This window comes from Nostoc sp. KVJ20, from assembly GCF_001712795.1.
GTDB lineage: Bacteria > Cyanobacteriota > Cyanobacteriia > Cyanobacteriales > Nostocaceae > Nostoc.
Genome location: NZ_KV757646.1, coordinates 36892 through 43276, shown reverse-complemented (window position 1 = coordinate 43276; position 6385 = coordinate 36892). Strand labels below are relative to the sequence as shown.

Sequence of the window (6385 nt, the reverse complement as noted above, 5' to 3'; positions counted from 1 at the left end):
AGCCTTAACTTGACACCTATGGAGAAATGCCCGTGAATTGGCGCGGGAATTTAAGCTGTCTCGACAACTAAACCCAGATGCCGAGCGTGTTGTTTACCATGTCTCATTGTCAGCAGCCAAGGGTGACAAATTAGATGATGAAAAGTGGAATGAAATTGGCGATCGCTACATGAAGGAAATGGGTTTTGATGCCAATCAGTTTGTCATCTTCCGCCACCACAACACCGACGACGACCACATCCACGTTGCAGCCAGCAGAATTAGGATGGATACGGGGCTTTTAGTGCATGATTCCTGGGATTATGTACGTTCTGAGAAAGTCCTGCGACAAATTGAAATTGACTATAATTTGGTGCAAGTGCAGGGCAGTAGAGAAAAACTGAATCGCACACCCAGCACCGGACAAATTAGACGCATTAGGCGAGAACAAGAAGAATTTTCACAGGGACAACGTGACTCTCCTCCACAACGCATCATCAAAGAGTCAGTTCAGCAGACGATTGATAGGGCCAGAGTTGATAGTCCCCAAATGCCAACGCTGATCATGCGGTTGCAGCAAGCTGGCATTAGTGTAAGAACAGGTTTCACTAGAAATGGTAAGTCTAAAGGTATTTCTTATGAGAAAGATGGGCAGGCTTTCAGTGGCACACAACTAGGTGCAGCTTACACTTTCCCTGGCCTGCAAAAACATCGCGGTGTTGACTACCAACCAGAACGTGATGATGAACCTATTCATGAATTGCTGCTCAAACCTGTTAAACCACTGCCAGTTGAGCAGTTAGAAAAGTTTTTTCAAGATATTGAACACAAACAGCAACAGCCCCAGTTCACTCCACCACCAGAGGATACAGTTGTTTGGCAAGTGTTGCACAAGTACTTAAGCGAGAAACGCTATATACCAGATTATATTTCGCAAGGATTACATAATAATCAGTTGCTTTACATGGATGAGCAACGAAATATTTTGTTTATCAAGCGTGATTTAGATGGTGAAAAAACTGGCGCATTAGTTTGGTCAAAGCCTAGAGAAAATCATCGCACTGTGGAGTACGACCAAAACACCTCTACACAAAATGGTTGGTTTTATCTGAGGTTGGGAGGGCAACCAACGGACAAGGTAGAAAACGTCTTTTTGTGTTCTACACCGATTGATGCCATGTCAGCAGCCACCTACCTGATCTCAAGTTGCAAGGGACTACCACCAACTAGAACCATGTTGATAGTAGCTGATGACCCGAATAACCTACCTATGGAATTTCTCAAGAGTTTCAATAGGGTGGTCGTAGCATTCAATAATGATCAAGAAGGGAATCTTGCTGCTAGTGCAGTATTAGAATTGTTGCCACAGGGTAAAAGGCTCAAAACCCATAATCCTGATTGGAGTCAGGAACTAGAAGCTCATTTGAGGGAGGAGCAACAAAAGCAGAAACAGCTTGACCGTGGTTTTAGCCTGTGACCTTAAAGAATCGCCCTTGACTCGTTGCAGTTTAACAGAGATGCCTTGCAACAAAAACGCTCGTTACCGTAGTGCAGTATTCCCCCTAATGTGGTTGTAATTGGGGTTAATTAACTGTTAAGAGTAAAGTGCAATCAAAAAGCTTGTCCAAACTCCAGTAAAAAATTGACTTAGATATTTTATGCCAAGAAATAGTTACTCATCTCCTGTTAATCAATTACTTGACTATCAGCCAGGAACTGGACAATTATCCCCAGATGAATGGCCTGACTATCACGAATTAGGCATCACTGCCGAGGATATTCCTGAGTTGATCCGTATGGCAACGGATGAGGATTTATACAATATACAGGATGATGAAAATGATTTTTTTGGTGAAGACAGTTTATTAGAATACGCACCGATTCATGCAGTTCGGGCATTAGGACAACTCCGCGCATCATCAGCAATTGAGCCATTGATTAGCTTATTTCCTAAAATGGATGATGCTTTTGATAATGAAGTCTTGTTCTGCTTGATTGAGGAATTGACGGATGTTTTAAGCCTAATTGGTTTACCCGCAATCCCACCACTGGCTGCTTATCTTGCTGATGACTCTCATGACGAAACTTGGCGAGTTCAAGCTACGGTTACTATCAAAAGAATTGCCTGTGTATATCCAGAGCAGCAGGCGCATTGTGTTGCTGCCTTGTCTAAACAGCTTTCTGCTTTTGAAGAAAATAGTCCTGAATTAAATGGTCACATTATTTCTATGCTAATTGACCTTAAAGCAATAGATTCTTTACCTCTGATTGAGCAAGCTTTTGAAGCGGGGCGTGTTGATGATGAGGTGGTGGGAGATTTTGATGATGTGCAGGTCTATTTTGGCTTAAAGACTAGGAACGACTTAGCGTCTAAATCCCTACCCCCAACTGGCGACCAGCAAACAACACAAAAAATTGTTACTCACCAACAGAGCGTTAATGATCATGAAAGCTTGAATAAAGCACAACAAAAGAGAGAAGCTCGAAGACAGCGAAATCTAAGAAATCCTTCAAAATAAATGAATAGTAGTTTTAATGCAGCCTGCAAAAGATACTGGAGCAAAAACAACGCTTTAGGGGTTTTAGTCGATGATTTCATGTTGAACCGACGAACTCGTGACCGCTACGCTCTCGGAGTCGGTGGCTCTTACGGGCAGAAAGATTACTTGTTGGGCCAACTAGATCCTGCAAGCCCGCAAGAGCCACTCCGCTGCGCCGACTCCGAGCCACGAGTTCTTAAATCCTGTCCATGTGGAAGTATAGATTAATTAGTACTTTGAGGATTGCAAAAAATATTGATTGATATAATGCTTATCTAGTAAGCTTTTCAGCCTTAGCGGAACTTTTGGAATCACTGCTCATTTGACCCCTAAACGTAGGCAAAATTAATTTTAAGATTCAAGCTGCATGACAACCAATGTCATATCATCAGTATTTTGCTTATCAGCACCAATGAATTGCTCAACTTGGTCAAATAGGTAATTCACGATCTCCTCTGGGCCATTGCAGTACTTGCAAGCCGTATTGAAGCCAGCGACAAAGTTATCTTCATTGAAGCGATCGCCACTAGCAGCAGCAGCATCGGTCAAACCATTTGTATAGTAAATAATTGTATCCCCACGTTCTAGTTGTGCCTGGGCATTTTCATATTCGCTATTGGCATCCAACCCAATCAGCATTCCCAGAGTATCTAACCTGGTGACAGTTTTTGTGGCTGCGTGCCACCACAAGGGTGGATTATGTGCAGCGTTACTGTAAGACAAAATTCGACTTTGGGGATTATATTCTGAGTAAAATAGCGTTACAAAGCGGTGGGAATTTTCCAAATCCGCATATATAGCTCGATTCAAGTGTTGCAGAATCATGGATGGGGAATTACCATTTAATACTTCTCCTCTTAGCATCCCCCGCATCATAGTCATAATCAATCCTGCGGGGACACCTTTACCCATCACATTCCCAATTACCAAACCCCAAAGCTCTGATTCGAGACCATTTTTAGTATTTGACTGAATCTGATTATGATTGGTGGGGATAAAGTCATAGTAATTTCCGATGACACGATTGGCACCTTTACAGCGTGCCGCTAGGACTGCACCAGGAATGGTAGGGCATTGGCGTGGTAGCAATCGCCGTTGAATTTCTCTACCAATTTCTAGTTCTTGATCTAGGCGTTCTTTTTTTCTTAGTTCTATAGCTAGTTCATCGTTTTCGATCGCTACTGCTGTTTGGTCTGCCACTAACCTAACTAACTTTTGCCTAGTTTCTGTCCAACTATATTCTGGGTCGCGGCTCAATACGTAGAGCCATCCCCGTTCTGTCTGCTTTACCAGAATCGCCGTACCAAAGATTTGTACATCTGGCCCCAAATAACGATGCATCTGGTCATCTAAAATCCCCGTCGCATTCGCTAGAGGGGCAGTATTTGGCAAAAGCGTGATTTGACTGCTGGCTATTTCTAGCGCTTTGCGGATATTCTTACGCTGTCCACTATCTTGCCAATGTAACTGTTCTAACCTGACTTGACCATTAGGTTTGTAGAGAAACAGGGCGCTGCCGTTTGCATCTGTCACTCTTGTTGCCATTAGCGGGATTAGTTCCAAAAACTGATTCAAATTATTGAAGCTTCTGAGGGCAAAACTTAAAGAACCTAACAAATCCTGAATTTTGTTCTGTTCTTGCAGTTGTGCCATAAGTTGTTTTAACGCGACAACTGGAGTGCCATCCGTTGCGGCGCTAGTATTACCGGCAGTGGGTTGAGAGAATAATTGAGACTGGCTCTTCTGTAATTCCCTCGAAGCGTCTTCAATACGATCGCTCTGTCGTCGTAGCTCCCGGTTTTCTTGTCGCCATTGAGCAAAGCGCTGCCAGCCTTCCATCAACGCTTCGTGAGCTAAATCTACCCAAGCTTCTTCTTGCCCTTTTTCTTGTCCAGTAACCAGCAAGCGTCCCTGAATTAATTCATCTAGGACATAGCTGTTAGTTTGCTTATCCTTCTCTAAATTCTCAGTTTGGGACTCGCGTAAAAATAAAATACCAGTCAGAAAATCTGCATCAAAAAGAAAAGTCCAAAACAGGACTGGTACATTATTAAACCGCAAGTCATTTTGATTTAGATTACGGTTATTATAGTCAGGAATACTTAACAGTTTACGTTTTATTTGTCGCTGCCTAGTATCCTTCAAACCCTCACCAGTCCTCACTAGGCTTAAGAATATCCATTTTATCCACTCTTGTTCTCGCTCAGTGAAATGATTATAAATAGCTTCAGCATGACGATCTAATGCTCCCATCACGCCGTCCATTGCCCTATAATGCTCAACTTTTAGCTGATACTTTTGCTGATCGCGTTTCGTCCAGAGTTCTGTTAATGCAAACTCTAGCAAGGGCAAACATTCTTTTTCTTGAGCTATATCTTGTAGTATAGCTCCCAATAAACCAGTCTCCAACTGGTAGCCTTGCAGGTGGGCTGGAGAGACAATCGCTTTCTCCAAATCGGCTCCAACTAAAGGTGGTATATAGACTGCCTGTTCTTGAATTAACCCTGTCAATGATTCATGACTCAAACATGGTTCGAGAAAATCCGCACGCATTGTAGTGACAATTGTCAATTGGCAATTATGAATCTCGGTAACTTGCGTGAGCAGCTTAATAAACTGCTGCCTCTCATCTTCCTGGTAGCAAAGGGTAAAAACCTCTTCAAATTGATCTACTATCAACAAAAATTGTTTACTTTTTGGGAGAAATTCAATAAGCTTAACCAAGCCATCAGCAAGATTTTGATTGTGGATAAAATCATACAGTTGTTGCACTTCCCTTGGACGCTGAAAAAATGGCTCAAAAGCTGCTCTCAAGTTTGCTAAAGGCTGAATTCCTGGTTTAATTAGGGCTAATACTTGCCAGCCATTGTTCTCCAATTGGGGAATCAAACCTGCCCGAACTACCGAAGACTTGCCACTCCCCGAAGCGCCAATGATGGGGATAAATTTAGCCTGATCGAGTTTCTGTTGAATCGAGTTAACTACTTTCTGCCTACCAAAAAAGAACTGTGCATGATCCTTGTCAAAAACTTCCAATCCCCGATAAGGACATTCTTCACTCACCACACCAGTAGCTACCGGATTCTTCTGTGGATAAAAAACCAGAGGAATTGACCTACCTCCGCCCATGTAGATTGCTTCTTGTCCACTCCCCTTGATTTCTCGTGATACAAAGCTCATCAAGTCGTTGACATTTACTTCCCCAGTAGTCTTATCAGCTTTATCCTGAGACAATCCTCTCAAAACTGCTTTCGTAAAAATACCACCTTCTGCATCTTCGCGCGCTCTTTCAAAGGCACGGGAGGCAGTAATTAGGCAGTAGTCCTGTTTGCTGTTGAAGACGGGGAAACTTGACCTGATAAAGCTTCTTTCTAGTAAAGAGCCAGCATAGCAGCAATCTAACAGTACCACGAGACTACTGAGTTGAGATTTAGCGATTAAAGTGTTGAAATCATCAAAGGTGATCGCATTCTGCCCATCTAATTTATTACAATCTGAGGTTGCTAAATACCCCTTCGGTTCACCTGTAAGGCTGGGTGCTTCAAATCCATGTCCGGCAAAATAAATTAGTGCTTCGCTACCTTTCGCCTTCTCCAACAGAAATATCCTCAGTGTTTGACCAAATTCCTTGCCAGTTAACTTTTTATCCTGCGTAACTTGCCAGCGATTTTCGCTCTCGATTAGCTTGCTAGGTAACGGCTGAACATCAAACCGACCATGTTCACGCATTAACTGTGCAATTTGTTCGGCATCGTTGACAGCCTTTGGCAGATTTGTGAAATTGTCATACTTGGCAATGCCAATCACTAGCGCATATCGAGGCATATTGCCCAACCCAGGATTCCGTTTTTACGTAATATTACTAG

At 42.8% G+C, this 6385-nt stretch carries 3 protein-coding genes and 1 pseudogene; 2 read left to right on the top strand and 2 right to left on the bottom strand.

Features of this window, described 5'->3' with window-relative positions; translation table 11 throughout:
- Positions 1-37: 37 nt before the first annotated feature.
- Both A4S05_RS43495 and A4S05_RS22225 read left to right on the top strand, forming a co-directional pair.
- Complete coding sequence (locus A4S05_RS43495; RefSeq protein ID WP_141699782.1) at positions 38-1456, top strand: relaxase/mobilization nuclease domain-containing protein; 1419 nt, start codon at positions 38-40, stop codon at positions 1454-1456.
- 181 nt (positions 1457-1637) lie between these two features.
- Positions 1638-2498, top strand: a complete 861-nt coding sequence (locus A4S05_RS22225) for a HEAT repeat domain-containing protein (protein ID WP_069071966.1) — start codon at positions 1638-1640, stop codon at positions 2496-2498.
- A gap of 372 nt (positions 2499-2870) precedes the next feature.
- Here the strand turns inward: A4S05_RS22225 and A4S05_RS43490 are convergent, their stop codons facing one another.
- Both A4S05_RS43490 and A4S05_RS44275 read right to left on the bottom strand, forming a co-directional pair.
- Complete coding sequence (locus A4S05_RS43490; protein WP_069071972.1) at positions 2871-4289, bottom strand: PP2C family protein-serine/threonine phosphatase; 1419 nt, start codon at positions 4287-4289, stop codon at positions 2871-2873.
- Positions 4263-6344: pseudogene (locus A4S05_RS44275) on the bottom strand (caspase family protein); the annotation flags it as partial. The pseudogene A4S05_RS44275 and the gene A4S05_RS43490, both read right to left, overlap by 27 nt.
- Positions 6345-6385: the final 41 nt, after the last annotated feature.